Raw genomic sequence first — 25,792 nt, forward strand, 5'->3', positions numbered from 1 at the left:
GTCATGCGCAATTGCCAAATGGTCAACGGCAACAGATATAAGATATCTGCCCTTGTTTCATGGGCGGTGGTAGTGGAAGGACTTGATGGGCCTGTTGGATAGAATTCGACCAACCCGCAAATCGGATGCGGGACGCGAAGGGGATCGTACCCCGCTGGAACGGTTGTTCTGGCGGTCGATCGCGCTTGTCGGCGGATTCTCGATGGTGATCAACCTGTTGAACATGGTGATCCCAATCTATTCCATGCAGGTGTTTGACCGCGTTCTTTCCAGCCGGTCGGTGGATACGCTGGCCCTCCTTACCCTTGGCATAGGCCTTGTTCTGGTCTTCATCGCCTCGATGGAACAATTGCGATCAAGGGTTTTGATCCGGGTCGGGACGGCACTTGATCTTCGACTGGGTGGGGAACTGTTTGCCCACGTTGTGCAGCAATCAGCACGCGGCAGCCAGATGCGCCAGCGACCTTTGCGCGATCTATATGGTTTGCGCGGGTTCCTGACCGGCAGTGGCCCGTTCGCCCTGATCGATTTCATGTGGGCCCCGGTCTATATCGGGGTTGTGTTCATCTTTGATACCCGCCTTGGCATGGTGGCCTGTGGCGGGGCGTTGCTTTTGATCGTGATTGCGATTGCCAACGAAGCCGCGGCCAAGATTTCCGTCGACCGGTCCGAAGAAAGCCAGAACCGCGGTATTGCGCAGGAAGAAACCTATGTCCGCAATGCCGAGGCGATGGAAGCCATGGGTATGACCCAGTCCGCCCGCCAACGCTGGCAGGCGGACCAGTCAGACTCGCTTTATTGGGAAGGCCAAGCCAGCCGCCGGGTTGGCACATCGACAACGTTGTCGCATTTTGTCCGTCTTGCCATGCAGGTCTGCTTTATCGGGGTTGGGGCCTATCTGGTTCTGTCCGAAAGCATCACGATCGGCATCATGGTGGCGTCCATGATCCTTGGCATGCGCGGTCTGGCGCCGTTTGATGGTGCAGTGACTGCATGGCGCAGCTGGAATGCGGCCCGCAGTTCGTTTGAGCGCCTTAATAATATCCTGCTTGAAAAACGTCAGACGGTCCCGGCACCCATGCCGCGCGGACGCGGCATGTCGGTCAGTGTCGATCGTCTTGTCTTTGCGCCGCCCAACAGCCGCAATGTGCTGTTCAAGGGATTCTCGTTCAAGGCTGGACCGGGGCAGATCATTGCAATCGCAGGGTTCAACGGGGTTGGCAAGACCGCGCTTTTGAAACTGATCATGGGCATCTGGTTGCCCGGGTCCGGGTCGGTGAAGCTCGATGATGTTGAAGCATCCCGCGCAGATCGTACCGAAATGGGCGCTCAGATTGGGTATCTGGCGCAAAACCCGTTCCTGTTCCCGGGCACAATTGCCGAAAACATCGCCCGTCTTGGTAATGCGGAAATGCGCGACATCATTCAGGCTGCTGAGCTGGCCGGTGCGCATCAGTTCATCCTGGATTTGCCAGATGGTTATGACACGCGGGTTGATCGTGGGGGGCGCAATCTTTCGGGCGGGCAGCGGCAATTAATTGCACTCGCTGCCGCCCTGTTTTCGCGGCCACGTTTGCTGTTGCTTGATGAGCCGACAACCGCCCTTGATGACAATGGCGTTACCCATATCAGCGAACTGATCGAGGTTTTGCGCCGAAACGGCATCACGACCTTTATCGTCAGCCACGAACGCGAAATTCTGGCACGCGCCGATGCCATTCTGGCACTGGCCGACGGCCAAATTCAGGTTGTCCCGGTCAAGGGTGGTGCGAAATCAGCAGTATCAAAACCGGCTCCGGAAAGTGGTCAAATTGCACGTGGCCTGCCACCAATTTCCCGCCCGGCCGAGCCAATGGCCGATGCGTTGCCATCTGATGGTCAAATGCGCATCACCCCCAAACAGATTGCCGTGCCAAACCCCGACGCACCGCGCCCGATTGTTGAGAAAAACACGGCCCCCAATACCCATCCGGCAGCAGTCATGAGCGCGCCGGAACCTGAAATCGGGATTGAGGAAACACCAGAGATCGCGGATTTCGGTGCCACTGGCGAAGCAGGTTCTGGTCGCGCACAAGCCGCAAAGCAGGCGGCAGGTATCGCCAAAACAGAAATGAAGCCACAGCCGACCCCGGGTGGTACGATGATGACCATGCGCCCGGTCAGCAAGGAGCAAACCACGACAAGGAACGCAGCCCGCAAGGACCCGCCAGCCCGCGCGTCGCGTGAAGCCCGTCCGGCAAGTGCCGCCGACCTTGCGCCCAAGCGCGCCGCGACCAAACCAAAGGTCCAGCCGGAACGCACCGCACAACCGGCCCGCAAGCCTGCGCCACAGCGCAAAATGAGTGAAGCCGAGACCATCGCCAAGGCCCGCGAAGAAGCCGCGATGCGCATGCGCAAAGTGCGTGAGGATGCCGAACGCGCCGCTGCTGCGCGCGCACCGCGCCGCAAACCGGCCGCCGCGGAAGATCGCCCGATGGACCGCGCACAACCAAGTGCACAAAATACCCGTCGCGGACGTCCGCAATTGCGTGTGGTTGAAGGATCGGCTGAACGTCGACAGGGTGGTGCCTGATGTCGGGTGGTGTGCAACTTCCAACCGCGCGCGAGCTTAGTACCGATGTTAAGCCGTTGGTGCGGATCGGCTTTTTGATCCTGTTCTTGGGCTTTGGCTCGGTCCTTCTGTGGGCCGGTACGGCCGAGGTTAATTCGGCTGCCACGGCCAGTGGTGTGGTTGCACCATTTTCGGGCCGACAAAGCGTTCAGCACCTTGAAGGCGGCATCATTCGCGACATTCTTGTGCGCAATGGTACGCGGGTCCAGGCAGGCGATGTCCTGATCAGGCTTGATGATACGCGTTCGCGGGCAAGTTATGATCTGCTCAATAACCGTTATCTCAATGCGCTGGCGACCCAGACGCGGCTGATTGCCGAACGGGCGCAGGATGATTATTTGTCATTCCCGCCGCCACTTGAAGATCCGCGGTATTTTTCGATCACGGATGCGCAACGCACCCTGTTTGACAGTCGCCGCAGCGCGTTTGCCGGAGAGCTTGCGCTCTATGACGAACGCATCAAGGAATTGCGTCGCGAGATTGTTGGCACGCGCGAACAAAAGACCGCTGCCGAACAGCAGGTCGGGATCGTCAAGGAAGAGCTCGCCATGGTCAAGCCGATGGTCGATCTTGGCTATGCGAGGCGGACCCGGTTGCTGCAACTCGAAAGCCGGTTGGTTGAAACCCTTGGCAATATCGGTCGGTTTTCCGCCGACATTGCCCGGATTGAACAGCAAATCCAGCAGGTCAAGGCCAGCCAGTCACAGCTGATGCGTGACCACCTGCAATCGATCAACACAGAATTGCGCGATATCCAAAGCGAGATTTCCGATCTGAACGAACGCCTGCGCTCGGCCGAGGATATCCTGGTGCGTTCCGACATCAAGGCACCGCGCAACGGCACGGTGACCAACATGCAGTTCACCACGATCGGCGGGGTCATTCCGCCCGGTGCACAGGTGCTTGAAATCGTGCCAGCCGATGATCGGCTTGTGATCGAGGCCCGCGTTTCCCCGAACGATATTGACGTCGTATCAGTCGGTCTTCCGGTCAATATCCGGGTGACATCGTTCAGTCAGCGCTGGTTTGCGCCGGTCAAGGGCACTGTAACCGATGTCTCACCGGACCGGCTGACAGACTCCGAAGGCCGATCCTATTTCCAGGCCATGGTCGAGATCGATGCCGAAAGCCTGGCAGAGCATGAAGGGATGATTTTGTCGCCTGGCATGCCCGCCCAGTTGGAGATCGTAACGGGTGCCAGAACGATTCTCGCTTACCTGTTTTCACCGATCACCACCAGCTTTGATCGCGCATTCCGCGAACAATGATCCGGTAAATAACGTATAGGTCATGGCAGGTGAATCTATACAACCTGACAGATTCTGACAGGCCGGGCTTTTTCCTTCCAAAACGCCGGAAAATATGAGAAAAAACGCATCAACCGTACCCGGGCGAGTCATTTTCTATTGATGATTCGCATAAATCTAATTTATACTACGGTATAAGTCGATTCTGGGGCCGATTGTTCGCCGCAGTACTGGTAAAAATAATTCCCATGTAGGGAGTATGTGTTTTGGTCTCGCCCGCCAACCAAGACGACGGTGTTGGAATTACCGACACCGACATTGATCAGGTTCTTGATGACCGCGCAGAAGGGGATTCTGCTGCGGTCAAAAATGATTCTGGGGCAGGCTCTTCGGGCGAAGGCAACTCACAATCCGCTGCAACGCAGGTTTTCACCAACATCCAGAACGTGATTGGCACTGCCTATGACGATGTTCTGGTGGGCGATGGTGGTGACAACACCCTGATTGGCGGCGAAGGCGACGACATTCTCGAATCGGGCGAGGGTGAGGATGTTGTTACCGGCGGCGAAGGACGCGATACCTTCGTGCTCCAAAGTGGTTTCGAGCAAACCACAATCACCGACTTCAACATTGACGAAGATGAGTTGGCACTCAGCGACCTTGGCGTCGACAGTGTCAGCGAACTCATGGCGCTGGCCAGCGAAGATGCATCTGGCAATGCCTTCATCGTGTTTGCCACGGGCGACAAGGTGATTTTCGAGGGCGTGTCGAAGGCAGAGCTTGCCAATGTGACGCTGGTCGATGTCCCGCAAATCAACGAAGTTTCCGTCGCGACCGAGGGCGGGGATGCTGCCTCCACCGATGGCGAAGCCAATGTCATTGAAGGTGGGGCAGGCGACGACATCATCATCGGTTCGGATGGTGATGATGTTATTTTGCCGGGTGGCGGTGCAGACAGCATTGATGGCGGTGCTGGCGAAGATACCCTGTCATTTGACGGGGCTTCTGACGGCGTGCGCGCCGATCTTTCGCAGGGTTCCTCAACCGATGCCACCGGTGCCAATCGGACGTCCTTTGAAAATATTGAAAATCTCCGTGGCACATCGGGTGATGATGTTCTGACGGGTGATTCCGGCAATAACAGCCTGTCGGGTGGCGATGGTGATGACACCTTTGCCGTCAGCGACGGTGCGGACGCTATTGATGGTGGTGCGGGCGAAAATACCCTTGATTACAGCCAGTCTGATCAGGGTGTTGAAGTCAATCTCGATTCCGGTGCGGGTCGCGCAAATGACGCGCAAGAAACTTCGTCGCAAAGCGATACCGGTACCGCAACCGATGGTACCGCAAGTGGTGACGCGGCAGGCGAAAGTGGCACGGGCAGTGCAGAAGCCGGTGACACGGAAACTGGTTCCGGCAGCACTGATGAAACAGGCTCGGCAGCTTCTGGTGAAACCTCTGGCGAGGCTTCCGGTGATGGCGCGACCGGTGCATCCGGCAGTGAAGAAACCACCCAGAGTGATGGCGGGGCCACTAGTGATTCCAGCAGTTCCGGTGAAACCACGACTGGCGATGCGGTAACGGAAACCGGTTCAACGGGCAGTTCTGAAACACAGGAAGATACCACCTCGGGCGAGGCCACATATGGCGGTTCAGAAAGCACAGACGAAACGGGCAGCACCGGCGATAGCGCGTCGGAAACACCAACTGATGGCGGTTCAGGTGATGCATCCGGTTCCGAAGCGACCGGTAACGAAACCGGTGCGTCTTCGGGCGAAACTTCCGGATCGACGGATGGCGATAGCACAACGGGTGAAACCGCATCAGGTGAGACGGAACCTTCCACGGGTGGTTCCGATTCTGGTGATGCAACGGGCGGCGAAGAGGCTTCAGGCTCAGACAGCGCTGAAGTCGTTGACGGTTCTGATACGGGTTCTGGCGCAGGTTCAGAAGCCGGTGCGGGCAGCGACACTTCTGGTGAGGGTGCTTCTGGCGGCGAAACCAGCGGAGAGACTGGTTCTGACAGTGCTTCTGCCGGCAGCGGTGAAGATACACTGGATTCCGGCGATGCCGAAGGTGGCGCAACCGATATTGGCAGTACGGATTCCGGTGATGCTGCGGGCGAAGGTGCTGAGCAGCCGGTAGACGAAGCAACCGGTGAAACATCCGGCGGTGAGACCGCTGGAACGGGCGCTTCCTCTGGCGAAGCAGAGACCAGTGAAGAAACCGCGGGTGACGAAGCCGGTGCCGACAGCCCGGCTGGCGAAACCGGCCCGAAGACAGAAGACAATACAAGCACCGGTGCCCAGGCGGGTGCCGAAGCTGGTGCAGAAACCGGCGGTGAGACGACTGAGTCCCAAGCCGGTTCTGAAACCACTGGCGAAGGTAGCGACGAAACACCGGCAGAAGGCTCCGACGAGACAGGATCAGGTGATGTTGCCGCTGATGGCGAGCCGTCGTCTGATGCGGGTTCAACGTCCGGTGAGACCGCAGGTCAAGAAACCACCGGTGAAGAAACCGCATCGGGTGACACCACCGAAGGCGGAGAAGCTGGCACAGCACCAGAAGGTGACGCCGGACAAGAAACCTCTGGCGATGCAACCTCTGGCGAGGACGCAACGGGTGGTGAAACAACCGGCAGTGCCGAAGGTGAAGCGGATAGCGACGTAACCGATGCCGATGACGGCGATGCCAACGCCTTTGACAATAATCCTTCGGGTGCGGCCGATGTCGTTCAGGGCGACGACGAGACAGACACTCTCGGGGGGGCTAGTGGAAACGACACCCTTCAGGGCAATGACGGCGATGACACGCTTGAAGGCGGTGCTGGCAATGACCTTTTGCAGGGTGGTGGCGGCAATGATGTCCTGCGCGGTGAAAGCGGCAACGACATCCTGCAGGGCGGTGATGGCAGCGACAGCCTGTTTGGCGGCGATGATGACGACGTGCTGCAGGGTGGGGCTGGCAACGACCTTCTGGTTGGCGGTTCCGGCAATGATGTCATGGCGGGTGGATCGGGTGACGACTTCCTGCGCGGGGGCCAGGGCGATGATCACATCCAGGGTGGCAGTGGTGTCGACACCGTAAGCTACAGCGATGCCGAAAGTGCCGTCACGGTTGACCTTGCCAATGAAACCGCGACGGGCGGTGCAGGCAATGACGTCGTTCAGATGGTGGAAAACGTCGTTGGCTCCGACTTTGACGATCACATTGCGGGTGATGATGCCGACAACGTCCTTGAAGGCGGTGCCGGTATAGATACGCTGACCGGCGGCGCGGGGGACGACACCCTTACTGGTGGTTCGGGTGCTGACGACTTTGAGCTGACCGAGAATTTCGGCAATGACACGATCACTGATTTTGCCGGTTCGGAAGACATTATAGATCTTTCCAAACTCGGCATTCAGGACTTTGCAACCCTGCAAACCATGATGTCCGATGATGGCAACGGCAACACCGTTATCGATTTCGGGGATCAGGGCACACTCACCCTTGAAGGTGTCAGCAGCGACAGCCTGAACGCGGATGATTTCCGCGGTTTCGGTCGCATCTTTGAAACCGAAGACAATGATGTCGGTGCCGGGACAGACGGCAGTGACGCGCTTTATGGGTATGGCGGCGACGATACGCTCAGCGGTGGGGGCGGCGATGACGTCATTTCCGGCGGTTATGGCGATGATACGGTTGCTGGCGGTGCGGGCAACGATACCCTGCGTGGTCAGGAAGGTATTGATACCGTCGACTATTCCGGTGCGAATGGCGGTGTTCAGGTTGACCTTGGCACAGGGACTGCGACGGGTGCCGATGGCAACGATGTTCTTGATCGCATCGAGAATGCGACCGGTTCAGCCTATGATGACGAACTTTACGGCGACAACGGTACCAACGTTTTGCGCGGTGGTGCGGGTGATGACACGCTTGTTGGTCGTGGTGGCAATGACACCCTTGATGGCGGCGAGGGCGACGACCTGTTCGTTGGCGAAGAAGGCAACGATACCCTCATCGGCGGTGAAGGCAGCGACACCCTTGATCTCAGCGCGCGTGAAAGCGGTCAGGAAGTCAACCTGGGCAGTGGATCCGCACGCGACAGTCAAACCGGCGAAAATGATACGCTGATTGGTGTTGAAAATGTCATTACCGGCGCTGGCGATGACACGGTTATTGCGTCCAGTGACGCCAATGTCATTTCGACGGGCGCAGGCGACGACACCATTCGTGGCGTCGGTGGTAACGACACCATCGACGGTGGCGATGGCAATGATACGGTTTCTTTTGGCAATGAGTCCGGGCTGAATGTCGATCTAGCGAACGGAACCGCCACGATGGGTTCCGGGACAGCGCAGCTTTCCAACATTGAAAATATTACCGGGTCTGCAAACAACGATGTCATTTCCGGTGATGATGGTGCGAATACGCTTTCGGGTATGGCTGGTGATGACACCATTTCCGGTGGCGGCGGTGATGACGTGCTATTGGGCGGCGGTGGTAATGATACCGTTGATTATGCAGATGTAGACGGCGGCGTTACTGTTGACCTGGCAGGTGGCACGGCGACCGGTGATGGTGATGACACTATTTCCGGCTTTGAGAACGTTGTTTCTGGTTCCGGCGATGACGTTGTATATGGCAGTGTCGACGACAACTTCATCGACACCGGTGCAGGTAATGATACCGTCTTTGGCAGTGAGGGTGATGACACGCTTATCGGTGGCGAAGGCCACGATACGCTGAGCTACAATGCCGGTGACGCCAGATCGTTCGATGCGGGTGTCACGGTCGATCTCGAAGCGGGCACGGTTACAGGGAACAACTTCACAGATCAGATTTCCGGTTTCGAGAAGATCGAAGGTACCGCAATCGACGACATCATGCTTGGCAACAGCGGTGATGATATTTTTGTTGGTGGTGGCGGCAATGACACGCTTGATGGTCGCGGTGGTGACGATACGCTGACCGGTGGCTCAGGTGCCGATACCTTCGTTATCCGGGCGGACAGCGGTGATGACCTCGTCACCGATTTCGATCCTGCCAATGACGTCATCGACATTCAAGGTATTGAAGGTCTTGAGCTCTTCTCTGATGTTGTTGATTTCATTGGTCAAGACGAAGCCGGTAACGCAACAATCATTGTCGGTGATGCCGTAATCACACTCGAAGGTGTCGACCCGAACAGCCTGACCTACGCCAATTTTGCAGGCATCCGGTCGCTTGATGGCACAGAAAACAGAGATGTGTTGGCTGGTACCAGCCGTAGTGATGTGATCAATGCAAAAGCAGGCGATGACACTGTTATTGGCGGTGAAGGTAATGACACAATCAATGGTGGGTCGGGCAATGACGTGCTGTCGGGCGATGCTGGTACAGACACAATTTTCGGCGGTGACGGTGATGACACTATCACTGGCGGTGCCGGTAGTGATGAACTTGATGGCGGTGACGGCACAGATACGCTGAGCTATCAAGGTAGTACTGTAGGCGTCACTGTTGATCTTGAAAGTGGTCAGGTGACCAGTGGTGCGGATAGCGACACAGTTTCTAATTTTGAAAATGTTACGGGCTCTGCCAGGGCCGACGATCTTCGTGGTGATGAAAACAACAACGTTCTGCGCGGCGGTGCCGGTGACGACGTCCTTGACGGTCGCGGCGGTAATGACCAGCTCTATGGTGGTGCCGGGAACGACACGCTGGCGGGCGGAGAGGGCGACGACGTCCTCAACGGTGGTACGGGAACCGATACGGCAACATATGCAAATGCGTCGGGTAGCGTAAACGTCAATCTTGCAGTTGGGACTGCGACCGGCGCAGATGGTAACGACACGCTGGTCGAGATCGAAAACTTGACAGGTTCAGCCTACGACGACGTGTTGACCGGCTCGTTGCTTGATAACACCATTGATGGTGGTGCCGGTGATGATACGATCAATTCCGGTGCAGGTAACGACGTGGTGAGTGGTGGTGACGGTGCCGATACCTTCGTGATGACGGAGGCTACTGAAAACATCACGGTGACTGATTTTGATCTGGCTGAAGACAAGATTGACCTGTCAAGCTTTGGTATCCCCAACTTTGAAGCACTTAAAAAGCTGATCAGTGAGGACGACGATGGCAATGTTGTCATTTCGTCTGGCGACAGTTCCATGACTCTGGTTGGTGTTTCACCTGATGAACTGACTGCTGATAGCTTCGTTGGTATCGAAACTCTCGGAGCGACCGGGGGCGATGACGTTATTCAGGGGACAGCATTCGAAGAGATTATCGACGGGCTTGCCGGGAATGACACCATCCACGGTGGTGCGGGCGCGGATACAATCTATGGCAATGATGGTGATGACACCCTCTCGGGGGGGCTTGGCAAAGACATCATTGATGGTGGTGATGGGGAAGATACCGTCGACTACAGTTCCGGAAATGGTGTTCAGGTCGACTTGGCAGCAGGCACCGGTGGTGTTGGCGGCGAAGACAGCCTGAGCAACATCGAAAACGTATCAGGCTCCAGTCAGAAAGACGTCATTGCGGGCGACGATAACGCAAACACCCTAAGCGGTAATGCCGGTGCTGACACCATATCTGGTGGTGCTGGCGATGATGTGATCCTCGGCGGAGCTGGCAATGATCTGTTGTCCGGTGGCGCTGGTGATGACGTCCTTGTTGGCGGCAGCGATACAGATACTGCTGATTACAGTGCTGCTGATGGTGCAGTTACGGTTGACCTCGCATCTGGAACAGCATCGGGCGCAGATGGAAACGATACGCTTGATGGTATCGAAAACGTCAACGGTTCCGACTTCGATGATATTCTTGTTGGCGATGATGCCAATAACACCCTGATTGGTGGTCTTGGTGATGATGTAATTGAAGGTGGCGGTGGTGACGACCTGTTGGTTGGTGGTGAAGGCAATGACACCATCGAAGGTGGTGACGGTAACGACACGGTTAGCTTCCAGGGCGGTGGTTCTGTAAATGTAGACCTTTCGACCGGCAGCGCGACCAGTGAAGGTGGCACAGACAGCCTCGCTGGTGTTGAAAACGTAATCGGTTCAAACCAGTCCGATATTATTACCGGCGATGATGGTGCAAATATTATCGCTGCGGGCGATGGTGCGGATACCATAACCGGTGGTGGTGGCGATGATACGCTAAGTGGTGGTGCTGGCGCGGATGTTTACATCGTTGGCGCCGATGACGGTGCCGACACGGTGACAGACTTCAATGTCGAACAAGACAAGGTAGACATTACAGGTCTATCAATTGACACCTACGGCGTGCTTTTCGAGTTGATGTCTGAAAACGAAAACGGTGACCTGGTTATCGATTTCGGTGAAGGCACCTCGATGGTGCTTGAGGGAGTTGGCATTGAAGATATCACGGCCGACAACTTTATTGGTGTTCGCGATATCGTAGGTACGCTTGGCGATGACACTATCTATGGTACAGACGGTCAGGATATTATCTCCGGCCTTGATGGTAACGATACCATTTATGGTCTGGACGAAGACGACAGCATCCTTGGTGGGGATGGCAATGACACGCTAATCGGTGGCAATGGTGACGACGTTCTGGATGGCGGTGAGGGCAATGACACTGTCGATTACAGTTACGAAGTCGAAGACGTAAATGTCGACCTGAAAGTAGGCGCTGCAGCGACGGACAAGGGGAACGATGTTCTTCGCAATGTCGAAAACGTTGTTGGCGGGGCAGGTAATGATCGGCTTACCGGTTCTGACGAGGACAACCTGCTGATTGGCGGCGAAGGTGATGATCTTCTCGAAGGGCTCGACGGAGATGACACTCTTCAAGGCGGAGAGGGGCGTGATACCGCGAGCTACGCCAACGCAACAGGTGGGGTCTCGGTGGACCTTGAGACTCAAACGGCAACCGGTACGGCCGGTAAAGATACGCTGTCGAGCATCGAGAATGTCATTGGGTCCACTCACGAAGATACGATTTCCGGCAATAGTGAAGATAACACCATCAGTGCAGGTGCTGGAGATGACAGCATTATTGCATCTGACGGAAACGATGTCTTACGTGGCGGCGGTGGCACTGATACCGTTGATTATGGCAATGCAAACGGCGCAATAGCAGCTGACTTGCAGGCTGGAAGCGTAACCGGCTTCGGTAACGACCAGCTCGAGAATATCGAAAACCTGACGGGCTCCGATTACGGCGATACGATCACGGGCAGCCAATCAAACAACATCCTTTCGGGTGCAGACGGCGATGACACCCTGTTTGGTGCAGGTGGCGACGACACACTGCTTGGCGGTGCTGGGAATGACTTCCTTGACGGTGGTCGGGGACGCGACTTCATTGACGGTGGTGATGGCGTGGATACCGTTACCTACGCTGACGCGGAGCGTAGTGTTTCGATCAATTTAGAGACCGGCGAAACTGACTCTACGACTGGCGATACTGTTCTGAATGTCGAGAACATCATTGGGTCGCAATTTGGTGACGTAATCACAGGCTCGGATGCAGACAACACCATTCTGAGTGGCGCTGGTGATGATACCGTTGGCGTTAGCGCCGGTAGCGATGTTATCGAAGGAGGTGCCGGAACAGATACGCTCGATTACAGTGAGAGTAATACCGGTGTTGGTATAGATCTCGAAGCTGGCGTCGTTGATAAAGTTGACGGAACAGATCAGGTCAGCAGTTTCGAAAACGTTACCGGGTCAGACGCAAACGACAGTATTTCCGGAAGTGCTGATAGCAATATCATTTCTGGCGGTGCAGGCGAAGATATCATCGACGGTCGAGCAGGTAATGATGTCATCACCGGCGGGCTTGGTAACGATACCCTTTCAGGTGGCGATGGCACGGATACGCTCGACTACTCCTCTGCGACTGGCGGACAGAATGTCGACTTGGCTTCTGGAACGGCATCTGGTGCAGACGGCGATGATACAATTTCCGGCTTTGAAAACGTAACTGGGACCGAATTTGCCGATATCATCACCGGTGACGATGCGAATAACAGTATATCGGGCGGTGAAGGCGACGACACGCTGAGCGGGGGCGCAGGTGATGACCTCCTTGATGGCGGCGAAGGCAACGATGTCTTCGACAGTGGCAGCGGCAACAATACCATCCTTGCGGGTGTTGGTAATGACACCGTAACAGGTGGTGTTGGTGATGATTTGATCGATGCCGGAGAAGGCGACGACGTTATCGATACCGGCGATGGTAATAATACGGTATTTGCCGGCAATGGGATTGACGTTGTAACGGCTGGTAGCGGTGATGACGTCATCGACGGTGGTGCCGGAAACGATACGATCTCGACTGGGTTGGGTGCCGATACGATCAAAGGCGGTGTTGGCGATGACACCATCGATTCTGGTGATGGTGACGATGTCGTTGATGGTGGTGCAGGAAATGACTCCATCCTTACTGGCGACGGAAATGACACTGTAAGTGGCGGCACGGGTAATGACCTGATCGATAGTGGATTGGGTGATGACGTCGTTGACGGTGGTGCTGGCCACGATGTTATCAACACCGGTGAAGGTACAGACACTGTATCTGGCGGAGACGGTTCAGACACGATCTCGACCGGGCAGGGCGACGACATCATCGATGGTGGCGCCGGAAGTGATACGATTTATGGTGGTATTGGTAGCGACACCATTGACGGCGGTGCTGGTGACGACACGCTGATTGCAGATGAGGGTGACGATGTTCTGCGCGGCGGTGATGGTGTTGATACACTTGACTACAGTGCAGCAACGTCGGCAATCGCCGTTGATACCGAAAACAATACCGTCAGCGGCGAAGCAACCGGCAACGATATCGTTGAAGACATTGAAGTTATCCGGGGTACCGGTTTCAACGATACTTTCGCTGGTGGTGGACAAAACGACACATTCATTGGTGGTGCTGGCGACGATACATTCGATGCGGGTGCTGGTAACGACAATCTGACCCTCGGCGAAGGTTCGGATCTTGTCGTGTTCAATCCTGGCGATGGTAACGACACGATCGCCGATTTCAATCCTGCGACCGATATCCTTGACCTGCGCGGGTTCGATATTGCCGGCTACGGCAAGCTTGAGGAAATGTTCGGCGTTGATGGCAACGGCAATGCGGTTATCACCTTTGAAAGTGGCGAAACCCTTACTTTGCGGGGCGTGTCGCCAGATGATCTCAGCACCGAAAACTTTGTAGGGTTCGATTCACTTGTCGGCACGAACGGCGATGATGTGATCACCGGTGGCATCAATGATGAGGTTATTGATGGTTCGGGTGGTAACGATACGATTGCTGGTGGTGCGGGCGATGATCATTTGGTCGGTGGCGAGGGTGACGATACCCTTGACGGTGGTAGCGGCAATGACACGCTTGTCGGCAATGCGGGTTCAGACACCCTTCTGGGTGGCGACGGGATCGATACTGCCGATTACTCCAGCGAAGGCGCAGGTATCATTGCTAACCTTGATACCGGGACCGTAACGGGTGATGACGGCAATGATGCCATCGATGGTGTCGAAAACCTTATCGGTACACTTCATGACGACACGTTGATCGGCGACGGCGAAAACAACACGCTGTTTGGTCTGGACGGTGATGACACGCTTGCCGGTGGTGCAGGTGATGATGTTCTTGACGGTGGAGACGGCTCTGATACCGCAGATTACGGCTCTGCGGCGCAAGGTATGGATATTGACCTTGGTGCGGGCAAGGCAATTGGTCAGGGCACAGACAACTTCACAAGCATCGAAAACGTCGTTGGTTCCGACTTCAACGACAAGATTGCCGGTGACGAGAGCAACAACACCATTTCCGGCGGTGCCGGTGGCGACGCGATTAATGCTGGCGCCGGGAACGACGTTATTGATGGCGGCGAAGGCATAGACGAAATCAGTGGCGGTTCCGGCGACGACATCATCGATGGTGGCACCGGTGGCGATATCCTCCTGGGTGAAGCTGGCAACGACACCATCAGCGGTGGCGAAGGCGACGATATTGTCGAAGCCGGTGCTGGCAGCGACTGGGTCTATGGCGATGCTGGCGATGACATCCTGGATGGTGGCAACGGCGAAAATGATATCGACACCGTCGACTATTCCAATGTCGATGCCGGGGTCACGGTCGATCTGGTCAAGGAATATGCGACCGGCGGCGGTGGCGACGATATCGTTCGGAATTTCGAACGCGTCATTGGGACCGATTACACCGATACCCTGATCGGCAGCGACGGCATCAACACCCTTGATGGTGGTTCGGGCAACGATACCCTCGTTGGCGGTTCGGGCGATGATGTCCTGATCACCGGCGAAGGCGAAGACCTGATCGTGCTTGAGCCGGGCAGCGGCAATGACACCGTGACCGACTTTGACGTCGAAAAAGACATCATTGATCTGTCTGCTTATGGCATCGAGGATTATGCCACCCTTCGTGACCAGATGGCCGATGATGAAAACGGCAATGCGGTCATCACCCTTGGTGATGGCGACAGCATCACCCTTGAAGGTGTCTCGGTCGATGATCTTGGTCAGAAAAACTTCTTTGGCTATGACGCCATCTTTGGCACCGAGTTCGAAGATGACATCACCGGCAGCCAGATCAGTGACGAAATCCACGCACGTGAAAGCGATGACATAATCGATGGTCAGGCCGGTGACGACGATATCTATGGCGACGAAGGCAATGACACGCTGATCGGTGGCGCAGGTGACGATACCCTGCGTGGTGGCGAAGGTTCCGACACCGCCGATTATTCCGACACCTCTGATGGCGTCACCGTTGATCTGGGTGCTGGCACCGCGAGCGGTGAGGCTGGCAACGATACGCTTGAAAGCATCGAAAACGTCACCGGCGGTAACGGTGATGATGTTCTGATCGGTGATGAAAACGCCAACATTCTGGACGGTGGCGCTGGCAATGACACGGTCTTTGGCAAGGGCGGAGATGACACGCTGATCGGCGGCGAGGGCGAAGATGTCCTGTCTTACGAAGACGCCGAAAGTGGTGTGAATGTCGACCTTGATGCCGGTACTGCAACCGGTGGTGCAGGCAAAGACAGCATTGACGGCTTCGAAACCCTGATCGGGTCCGACCATGATGACACGCTGGCGGGCAACGAATTTGACAACGTCATCGATGGTGGCGCAGGCAATGACACGCTTTCGGGCGGTGCTGGCAATGACACCCTGATCGGCGGCGAAGGCGACGATATCGTCGATTATTCCGACCAGACCGATGGTGTGGTTGTCGATCTTGAAAACGGCACCGGTACAGCGACCGATGGCACCGATACCCTTGACGGTATCGAAGGTGCAACAGGTGGTGCGGGTGATGACACCCTGACCGGGTCGACCGGTGACAACATCCTTTCTGGTGGTGCCGGAAACGATACGCTTTTGGGCGGTGCGGGCAATGATACGCTTGCCGGTGGCGAAGGTGCCGATCTGATTGATGGCGGTGCCGGTGATGACATCCTGTCGTTTGAAGGTGACAGCATTGCCGCCGACGGCGACACCACTGACCATGTCGGCAGCCCGACCACCGATGGGACCGGCGAAGTTGTTGATATCGCGGGCAAGAACCTTTCGGATGACAGCTTCGTTGGCGGCGAAGGCACTGACACGCTGGTTGCCGGTTCCGGTGACGATGCGATCATTCTTGATCGCGATCATGAAAACGGTGCGGCCAACCCGTCCATCGTTGATATCGAAAACATCGATGCTGGCGACGGCAATGACGTCGTCGACCTGACCAGCAACACCCATTCCTATGGCGATGTCACGGTCGATGGCGGTGCGGGCGATGACACCATCTGGGCAAATGATGGTAATGACGTCCTGCTGGGCGGCGAAGGTGCCGACAACATTAATGGCGGTGCCGGGAACGACACCCTTGATGGCGGCGCAGGTGACGACGTTCTTGATGGCGGCGCAGGTTCTGACACCATCGACGGTGGTGCAGGTAATGACACCATCGCAGCAGGTGCCGGCGACGATATTCTGATCGGTGGGGACGGCGACGATACGCTTGATTTGTCGGCTGCTGATGGCGCGACCATCGATCTTGGCGCAGGCACCGCAAACAGCGGTGAAACCGGCAGCGACAGCATTTCGGGCTTTGAAAATGTCATCGCGACCGATGGTGATGACACCATTACCGGATCGTCTGGCAACAATACGATTGATGCCGGTGCGGGCAATGACACCGTTACCCTTGATGGCGGCAATGACGACATCGATGGCGGTGACGGTATTGATACCCTTGATCTGTCGGGCACCACGGGGGGTGTTAATGTCGATCTTGCGGCCGGTACGGCAAGTGGTGCCAACACCGGATCGGACAGTATTGCCAACTTCGAAAATGTCACCGGCTCGGATGACGCTGACGTCATTACCGGTTCCGATGATGCCAACATCATTGACGGTGGGGCTGGCAACGACACGCTTGATGGCGGTGCTGGTGACGACATTCTGTCTGGCGGCGCGGGTGATGACACCATCGCAGCCGGTGCCGGCAATGATACGCTTTCGGGCGGTGATGGTGCCGATACCTTCGTCTTCGAAGACGGTACGGATGCCGACCTTGTCACGGATTTCGATCTGACCTCCGATGCGATTTCTCTCCCGGATCTTGGAATTTCGGCCTGGACGGATCTGCAGCCCTTGCTGTCTGACGGCCCTGATGGCGCGGTCATTACCCTGCCATCTGGCGGTACGGTGACCCTGTCGGGTGTGGCCGTTGGCGACCTGACCCCGGATCACTTCACCGGTATCGACAATGTCGGAACGCCGGGTGAAGACACCCTTGGTGGTGGTGAAGGCGATGATTCTGTCGACGGTGGTGCAGGTGATGACAGCGTCGATGGCGGCGACGGCAACGATACCGTGGATGGTGGTGACGGCGATGATTCCGTTGGCGGTGGCAGTGGCAATGATTCTGTCGGTGGCGGTGCGGGTAATGACACGGTCGATGGTGGCGACGGTGATGACACTGTTGACGGCGGGGAAGGGAACGACTCCGTTGGTGGCGGCACAGGTAATGACTCTGTCGGCGGCGGCGGCGGTAATGACACTGTCGATGGCGGTGACGGTGACGACACCGTTGACGGCGGCGATGGTGATGACTCCGTTGGCGGCGGATCAGGCAATGACACCGTTATTGGCGGTGGCGGCAATGATACGCTCGGCGGTGGCGAAGGATCTGACACCCTTGATGGTGGCGACGGTAACGACGTGCTTCAGTTCGAAGCGGATCGTATTGGCCAGGCTGGGGATGAAACAGACCACGCCGGTAGCCCGGGTGTCGATGGCACCGGTGATGTTGCCGACCTTGAAGGCCTTGGTCTAAGCGATGATCAGTTTGATGGTGGCGAAGGCATCGATACCCTTGTCGGGACAGCGGGTGGCGACGCGATCATTCTCGACAACGATCATGCCGATGGATCGAATGCACCGTCGATTTCTGGCGTTGAAGTCATCGACACGGGTGCCGGCGATGACGTTGTCGATCTGACCAGCCAGACGGAATCCTATGGCGATGTATCGGTTGATGCCGGAACGGGTGACGACACCGTCTGGACCAACGAAGGCAATGACAGCATCAGCGGCGGTGATGGCAATGACCACATCAATGCTGGCGCGGGCAACGACATTGTCGATGCCGGTGCGGGCAATGACACGGTCGTTGGCGATGCTGGCAACGATACGCTATCGGGTGGCGACGGCTTTGACACGCTTGATATGTCGGACGTCGAAGCTGACATCGCGCTCAATCTGCAGAATGGCACTGCCAGCAGCAGTGAAACCGGTGATGACGTTATTTCCGGCTTTGAAAATGTAACCACCGGTGCAGGCGATGACACCATCACGGGAAGTAGCGCCAACGACACCATTTCGTCTGGTGCCGGTGCCGATACCATTGATGGTGGCGATGGCATCGATCTGATTGATGGCGGTGCGGGCAACGACGTCATTTCCGATGGCGCGGGCAGTGACCTTGTTCGCGGCGGTGCTGGTGACGATACGGTCATCGCCGGTGCAGGCAATGACAGCCTTGATGGCGGCGACGGCACTGATACCCTGAATATGTCGAACGCATCGAGTGATGCGGTTGTTGACCTTGGTGCGGGGACGGCAAGTTCGGCTGAAACCGGCAATGATCAGGTTTCGAACTTTGAAAATGTCACAGGCGGTGCCGGTGATGACCAGCTTACCGGATCGAACGGCGATAACGTTATCGGCGGCGGTGCCGGGGATGACACTATTGACGGTGGCGCAGGTGATGACACGGTTGCCGGTGGTGCCGGTGCGGATACCTTCATCTTTGCCGATGGCACCGATGATGATGTCGTAAGCGACTTCACTCCTGGCGAAGACAAAATCTCGATTGATGATCTTGGTATTGAAAACTGGGGCGACCTTGTTCCGTTGCTCAGCGAAAACAGCAATGGTGACGCCGTCCTGACCCTGCCTGCTGGCGGTACGGTGACCTTCGTCAATGTTGCTCTCAGCGACCTGAGTGCTGACGATTTCAACAACATCACTGATGGTGCGACCCCGTATGACGACACCCTGGAAGGGACCGATGATGATGACACCATCGATGCCCTTGCCGGTGATGACACGGTTGCCGGTGGTGCGGGTGATGACACCCTGCTTGGCAATGACGGTGCCGACACCCTTGACGGCGGTACGGGCAGTGACAGCCTTGATGGCGGTGCTGGCAAAGATACGCTGAGCGGTGGTGAAGGCGACGACGCCCTTTCGGGTGGGGCCGACAATGACGAACTCAGCGGCGGTGCCGGTGACGACACCCTTGACGGCGGGGCTGGTGACGACGTTCTGAACTTCGAAGCCGACGGCATAGCCACCAGCGGTGACAGCACCGAAAATACCGGCAGCCCGGGTGTTGATGGCACCGGCGATATTGCCGATATCAGCGGCAAGAACGTCTCAGACGATACCTTCATCGGTGGCGAGGGTAATGACACCCTTGATATGACCGATAGCAGTGATGCGCTGGTGCTTGATGGTTCGAAACTTGGTGATGGTCAGACCACCATGCCGACGACCGAAACCCGCACCTTCGGACTGACAGAGTCGGCAAGTTCGGCTGATGTTCAGGCGGCTTGGTCGGATGCCAACCTTTATGCCTTTGACTTTGGCACGTCCTATGTTGACGGCGATGGCAAGCTGAACCTTGCCGCGGCTGATGACACGGTCAACTTTGATGGCAATGGCATTGGTAATGACGGCGGCGGTGTCGCTGGTGGTCAGATCAACCACGATGCCCAGTCCGGCGAAAGCGAAGCAATCGTTGTCGATCTTGGTGCAGATGCCTCGACGGCCACGGTTCAGGTTTCCAACCTGATGGCCGGTGAGAGCGGCGGCGAGATCGGGTCATGGAAAGCCTTTGATGCCGACGGCAACCTTGTCGCATCCGGCACGCTTGATGACAGCACGGTCAACTACACCAGCAATGGTGTCGGCACAGCAACCATCAACGCCACCGACGGCAGCGGCAATGCGGTCGAATTCCGCTATATCGCTTTTGAAAGCGAACCCTATGCAAATGGCTCGACCGGTTCTGACAGCAGTGACTTCTTTGTCCGCTCGATCAGCTTCGACACCACGATTGATGAAACCACGACCGATGGCGCACGCCTTGACGGGGTTGAGGTCATCAATGCCGGTTCTGGCGATGACGTGGTCGATCTGACCAGCGACACCATTTCGTACGGCGATGTCACCATCAATGGTGGTGCGGGTAACGATACCCTTTGGGGTAACGCCGGTGACGACATCATCAATGGCGAACTTGGCCATGACAACCTGGATGGCGGTGCAGGTAACGATTACCTTGATGGCAGCTATGGCGACGACATCATCAATGGTGGTGTTGGCGATGATACGCTGCAGGGTGGTATCGGCGACGATACCCTGCGCGGTGGTGCGGGCAATGACATCATTGTCGGTGGTGCGGATGAAGACGTCGTCATGTATGACGATGCGACGTCGGCAGTTGATGTTGATCTGTCGAATTACACCGCAACCGGTGGTGCCGGGAATGATGCGATCTATCATGTCGAAAACGTCATCGGCTCTGATCATGACGACACAATCGCCGGCGATACAAAATCCAACATCCTTGATGGTGGTGCCGGTGACGATACGCTTTCGGGCGGTGCGGGCAATGACACCCTTGTTGGTGGCGACGGCAATGATACCGCCGATTACAGTACCGCAAGCAACCCGATAAATGCCGATCTTGCGACCGGCACGGCCAAGGTCGGCACAACCGAAACCGACACGCTTTCGGGCATCGAAAACCTGATTGGTTCGAACGGCAATGACAGGCTTTACGGCTCGGACGATAACAACACCCTGACCGGCGGCCTTGGCAACGATATCCTTTCCGGCCGTGCGGGCGATGACCTGCTTGAAGGCGGTGCCGGTGACGACATCCTTGATGGCGGCGAAGGCAATGACACCATCATTGGCGGCGAAGGCAGCGACGTGATCACTGCCGGTGCCGGTGCCGATATCGTCGATGGTGGTGCGGGCAACGATACCGTCATGGCAGGTGCCGGTGATGACACCCTTGCCGGTGGCGAAGGCGACGACACGCTTGATCTCAGTGATGCCACCAGCGGTGCGACGGTTGACCTTGTGGCCGGTACGGCAAGCAGTTCCGAAACCGGCAATGACACCATTTCCGGCTTTGAAAATGTGATCGGTAGTACTGCGGCAGACACCATTTCCGGTGACGCGGCCAACAACACGATTGCCGCTGGCAACGGCGCAGACATTATTGATGATGGCGCGGGCAACGACGTCGTCGATGCCGGTGCCGGTGACGATACCCTGATGGCAGCGGCAGGCGATGACACCCTTGATGGTGGCGCCGGCGAAGATACGCTTGATATGTCTGCTGCCAACGGTGCGACGGTGGATCTGTCGGCTGGTGCCGCGACCTCGGCCGAGACCGGAACGGACACCATCAGCAACATCGAAAATGTCATCGGATCGGACGGCGACGATGTTCTGACCGGGTCAAGTGGTACCAACACGCTGCTCGGTGGTGCCGGTGATGACACCATCGAAGGTGGTGCAGGTGGCGATTATCTTGATGGTGGTGATGGCCGTGACACCATCAGTTACGAAGGATCCGGCGAAGGCGTTGAAATCTTCCTGGGTGACACCGATGCCCATACCCATAATCCGGGTGAGGGCGGGCGTGCCTTTGGCGGCGATGCGGTTGGTGACATCCTTGCTAACTTTGAAAAAGTCATCGCATCCGCCCATGACGACTATGTCTATGGCAACAGCCAGAACAACGAAGTTGATCTGGGTGCGGGCAATGACACGTTTGACAATGTCGAGGCCGATATCAGCGAAGACACCGTTGATGGTGGTGCCGGCAACGACGTCATCTGGACCGGCGACGGTGCCGATACCCTGATCGGCGGCGAAGGAAATGATACGCTGCATGGCGAACGTGGCGACGACTACCTTGACGGTGGTGCGGGCAACGACACGCTTTATGGCGATCAGGGCAACGATACCATTGATGGCGGTGCAGGCGATGACGTCATCCATACCGGTTCGGGTGCCGACGTTGTTCAGGTCACCAGCCTGATCGGTGACAAGGTCGTCATGGACTTCAACACCAGCGTTGATCAGATCTCGCTTGATGCACTCGATATCAGTACCTGGTCGGAACTGGCCCCGCTTCTGTCCGAAGTGAATGGCAACACGGTCATTGATCTTGGCGATCAGGGTTCTGTCACGCTGCGCGGTGTCCGCCTGAATGATGTTTCATCCGATATGTTCATCGGCATCGAAAATGATGGTGGCCCGACCCAGTTTGACGATGTCCTGCTGGGCACCAGCGAAGATGATTATATCGATGCCCTTGCTGGGGATGACACCGTCGATGGTGGCGCTGGCAATGACACGCTCAATGGCATGGAAGGCAACGACACGCTTTCGGGTGGCGATGGGAATGACACCATCACCGGTGGCAGCGGCAATGATGTGATTTCCGGTGGTTCGGGTAATGACAGTCTCGAAGGCAATGAAGGCGATGACGTCATCGAAGGCAATGCCGGTGACGATACCCTGATCGGTCATGCCGGTAACGACGTCATGGATGGCGGCGGCGGCGATGATTACATCGACGGCATGGAAGGTGACGACACCATCACCGGTGGCGATGAAACCGACACCATTTACGGATCTGCCGGTAATGACTCGCTTGATGGCGAAGGCGGCGACGACGTTCTGTATGGCGGTGATGACAATGACAGCATCGCCGGTGGTGCGGGCAACGACCTGCTGTCGGGGGATGCTGGCAATGACACCCTTGATGGCGGCATCGGCAACGATACCCTGCTTGGCGGTGATGGTGACGATACGCTTCTCGGTGGCGACGGCGATGACGTTCTGTCGGGTGGCAATGGTAATGATCTTCTCGATGGTGGGGGCGGCAACGACACCCTGACCGGAACCGATGGCACCGATACGCTTCTTGGTGGTTCGGGCACCGATACGCTTGACGGCGGCGCGGGTGATGACACCTACACCGGCGGTGCGGGTGCGGACGAAATCATCGTATCGAACAATTCCGGCAATAAGGTCGTTACCGACTTTGACGTCGACGAAGACAAAATCAATCTGGCGTCGCTCGACATTGATGACTGGGGTGATCTGCAAGACCAGACGAGCCAGGTCGGCAACGACACCGTGATCAACCTCAATGGTCAGGGCACGCTGACGCTTGTTGGCATCTCGATGAGCCAGCTTAAGGCGGACATGTTTGTCGGCGTCGAGCAGTCCTCTGGTCCGACGCCGTATGATGATCTGCTTTATGGCACCAGCAACAACGACACGATTGCTGCCCTTGCGGGCGATGACACCGTCTATGGCCTGAATGGCCAGGACACCATCAGTGGCATGGAAGGCAATGACAGCCTGTATGGTGGCGACGGCGATGACACGCTTTCGGGTGATGACGGTAATGACCTGATCGAAGGCGGCAGTGGCCAGGACAGCATTACCGGCGGCACCGGCAACGATACCCTTGACGGTGGATCGGGTGACGACCGCGTCTGGGGTGGTGACGGTGCTGATACCATCACCGGTGGTCAGGGTCAGGACAAGCTGTATGGCGAAGCTGGCAATGACACCATCAATGGTGGCACCGGCGATGACAGCATTCTGGGTGGTGCGGGCAACGACGTGATTGATGGCGGCGAAAACAACGACCGTCTCTATGGCGGCGATGGCGATGACACCATCGAAGGCGGCAATGGCGACGACAAGCTTTATGGTGATGCCGGCAATGACACCCTGATGGGTGGTGCTGGTCATGATAGCCTTGTCGGGGGTGCCGGTCGCGATACCGCAAGCTATGCCAACTCGACCACGGCAGTTGCCGCAAACCTTGAAAGCGGCACAGCAAGCAGCAGCGTTGGCAATGACAAGCTAAGCTCGATCGAGGATCTGATTGGTTCGAACTTCAACGATTACCTGTTTGGTGATGATGGCGCGAACCTGCTGTCGGGTCTTGATGGCAATGACATCCTTGGCGGTGACGACGGGGATGACACCATCTGGGGCGGCGATGGCAATGACAGCATCAATGGTGGCCGCGGTTCGGACCTGATCGATGCCGGGGCTGGTGACGATTACATCGAATACCAGAAAGATGCGAGCTGGACGGGCAGTTATGCTGCCAAAAACGTTGGCGATCCGGGGATGGATGGCACCAACGAACAGATCAATCTTTCGGGCTATAACCGTTCCGAAGACATCATTGATGGCGGTTCGGGCACCGATACCCTGGCAATGACCAGCGGCAACGACGCCCTGTTCCTTGAAGATCGCCTGACCGATCCGGGTACCAGCCCGCGGATCTCCAACATCGAAGTCATTGATGCCGGTAACGGCGATGACATCATCGATCTGACCAGTGATACGCTGTCTTATGGTGATGTAACCATCCTTGGCGGCACCGGTGATGACATCGTCTGGAGCAACGCCGGCGATGACGTGATCGATGGCGGTGCTGGCAACGATACCCTTTGGGGTGGTTCGGGCGCTGATACCATCACGGGCGGTGCTGGTCAGGATGTTCTCAATGGCGGGGCAGGTGATGATGTACTGCAATACAACGCCGATGGCGTTTGGGATAACAACTGGTATGCCGTCAATAACGGGTCACCCGGCGAAGATGGTCATCAGAATGACAGTGGCTGGGGTCATCACCATTTCCATGGCAATGGCTGGGGCCATAACGAGGGTGGCGACACTGGCACTGGCGAGACCGTCAATCTGGGTGGCTATAACCAGTCGAATGATGTCTTCATCGGTGGTGAAGGTATCGACACCCTGAAAATGACCAGCGGCAATGACGCCCTGTTCCTCGATGATGACGTCAGCGACGGTGATGCCAATGTCCGCATCAGCGGAATCGAAGTGATCGAGGCCGGTGACGGCAACGACATCATTGATCTGACCAGCGACACCGAAAGCTATGGCGATGTCACCCTTGATGGTGGTGCGGGCAACGATACGCTTTGGGGCAATGCCGGTGATGACCTGTTGCTGGGTGGTTCGGGTGATGACCATCTATATGGCAGTGCCGGTGATGACACCCTGACCGGTGGGACTGGCTGGGATACTTTCCAGATCGGCAAAGCCGATGGGCATGACATCATTACCGACTTCAAGCCGGGCGAAGACATCATCGATCTGTCGGAGTGGAACTACAACAACTTCAACCAGGTCCTCAATGACATGCATCTCGATACCGATGGCAATGTCGTCATTGAACTGGGTAACGATGCCTCTGTCACGCTGATGGGCGTCAATGATCCGGATGATCTGGATGCCGATGACTTCGGCTTTGGCAACTGATCAAGGATCAAAAGTCTGATCGAATAAAAACGGGCGGTCGTGATGACCGC

Annotated in this window: 3 protein-coding genes; all 3 read left to right on the forward strand. The window is 56.8% G+C overall.

Annotated features, from left to right (window positions below):
• Positions 1-85 precede the first annotated feature (85 nt).
• The 3 genes from AUQ41_RS03730 to AUQ41_RS21100 all read left to right on the forward strand — a co-directional run bounded on the left by AUQ41_RS03730 (position 86) and on the right by AUQ41_RS21100 (position 25,742).
• Positions 86-2,572: a type I secretion system permease/ATPase gene (locus AUQ41_RS03730; RefSeq protein WP_063086789.1), complete on the forward strand. Its 2,487-nt coding sequence runs from the start codon at positions 86-88 to the stop codon at positions 2,570-2,572.
• Positions 2,572-3,879: an HlyD family type I secretion periplasmic adaptor subunit gene (locus tag AUQ41_RS03735; protein ID WP_063086790.1), complete on the forward strand. Its 1,308-nt coding sequence runs from the start codon at positions 2,572-2,574 to the stop codon at positions 3,877-3,879. The genes AUQ41_RS03730 and AUQ41_RS03735 overlap by 1 nt, the downstream gene beginning before the upstream one ends.
• 245 nt (positions 3,880-4,124) lie before the next feature.
• On the forward strand, positions 4,125-25,742 hold the full coding sequence (locus AUQ41_RS21100; RefSeq protein ID WP_063086791.1) for a hypothetical protein: 21,618 nt from the start codon (positions 4,125-4,127) through the stop codon (positions 25,740-25,742).
• Positions 25,743-25,792: the final 50 nt, after the last annotated feature.

Source organism: Thalassospira sp. MCCC 1A02898 (assembly GCF_001618185.1).
Lineage (GTDB): Bacteria > Pseudomonadota > Alphaproteobacteria > Rhodospirillales > Thalassospiraceae > Thalassospira > Thalassospira tepidiphila.